General features: G+C 51.1%; 1 protein-coding gene. It reads right to left on the bottom strand.

Features of this window, described 5'->3' with window-relative positions:
- Positions 1–1,941: hypothetical protein (locus B7695_RS11195; protein ID WP_192855739.1), on the bottom strand; the 1,941-nt coding region annotated here is incomplete at both ends.

Below are 1,941 nucleotides of genomic sequence, written 5' to 3'. Positions count from 1 at the left end.
GAGCGCAAGTACGTCAGCATCAACAAGCGCAAGTACGTCAGCGTCAACAAGCGCAAGCACATCGGCTAGCACATCAGCGTCAACAAGCGCAAGCACATCGGCTAGCACATCAGCGTCAACAAGTGCGTCTACTTCAGCAAGTACTTCAGCAAGCACATCAGCAAGTACGTCAGCGTCAACAAGCGCAAGTACGTCAGCTTCAACGAGCGCAAGTACGTCAGCTAGCACATCGGCATCAACGAGCGCAAGTACGTCAGCAAGTACATCGGCATCAACGAGCGCAAGCACGTCAGCAAGCACATCGGCATCAACAAGCGCAAGTACATCAGCTAGCACGTCAGCGTCAACAAGTGCGTCTACTTCAGCAAGCACATCGGCATCAACAAGCGCAAGTACATCAGCAAGTACATCGGCTTCAACAAGCGCAAGTACGTCGGCTAGCACGTCAGCATCAACAAGTGCAAGTACATCAGCAAGCACGTCAGCATCAACAAGTGCAAGTACATCAGCAAGTACATCGGCTTCAACAAGCGCAAGTACATCAGCAAGCACGTCGGCATCAACAAGCGCAAGTACGTCAGCTTCAACGAGCGCAAGTACATCAGCAAGCACGTCAGCTTCAACAAGCGCAAGCACATCAGCAAGCACGTCGGCATCAACGAGCGCAAGTACGTCAGCATCAACAAGTGCAAGTACATCAGCTTCAACAAGCGCAAGTACGTCAGCAAGTACGTCAGCTTCAACAAGCGCGTCGACATCAGCAAGTACGTCAGCTTCAACAAGTGCAAGCACATCAGCAAGCACATCAGCTTCAACAAGCGCAAGTACGTCAGCTTCAACAAGTGCAAGCACATCAGCAAGTACATCAGCTTCAACAAGTGCAAGTACGTCAGCTTCAACAAGCGCAAGCACGTCAGCAAGCACATCGGCTTCAACAAGTACAAGCACATCAGCAAGCACATCGGCTTCAACAAGTGCAAGCACATCGGCTTCAACAAGTGCAAGTACATCAGCAAGTACATCGGCATCAACAAGCGCAAGTACATCAGCAAGTACGTCAGCTTCAACAAGTGCAAGTACATCGGCTTCAACAAGCGCGTCGACATCAGCAAGTACATCGGCTTCAACAAGCGCAAGCACGTCAGCTTCAACAAGCGCAAGTACATCAGCAAGCACATCAGCTTCAACAAGTGCAAGCACATCAGCTTCAACAAGTGCAAGCACATCAGCAAGTACGTCAGCATCAACAAGTGCAAGTACATCAGCAAGCACGTCAGCTTCAACGAGCGCAAGTACGTCAGCAAGCACATCGGCGTCAACGAGCGCAAGCACGTCAGCAAGCACGTCAGCAAGTACATCGGCGTCAACGAGCGCAAGCACGTCAGCAAGTACATCGGCGTCAACGAGCGCAAGTACATCAGCAAGTACATCGGCTTCAACAAGCGCAAGTACGTCGGCTAGCACATCGGCTTCGACAAGTGCAAGTACATCAGCAAGCACATCGGCTTCAACAAGCGCAAGCACGTCAGCAAGCACATCGGCTTCAACGAGCGCAAGCACGTCAGCAAGCACGTCAGCAAGTACATCGGCATCAACAAGCGCAAGTACGTCGGCTAGCACATCGGCTTCAACAAGCGCAAGTACGTCAGCAAGCACATCAGCTTCAACAAGCGCAAGTACGTCAGCAAGTACGTCAGCTTCAACAAGCGCGTCGACATCAGCAAGTACGTCAGCTTCAACAAGTGCAAGCACATCAGCAAGCACATCAGCTTCAACAAGCGCAAGTACGTCAGCTTCAACAAGTGCAAGCACATCAGCAAGTACATCAGCTTCAACAAGTGCAAGTACGTCAGCTTCAACAAGCGCAAGCACGTCAGCAAGCACATCGGCTTCAACAAGTACAAGCACATCAGCAAGCACATCGGCTTCAACAAGTGCAAG

The organism is Streptococcus mitis, from assembly GCF_002096845.1.
GTDB classification, from domain to species: Bacteria; Bacillota; Bacilli; order Lactobacillales; family Streptococcaceae; genus Streptococcus; species Streptococcus mitis_A.
This window is presented reverse-complemented; position numbering and strand designations above follow the sequence as displayed.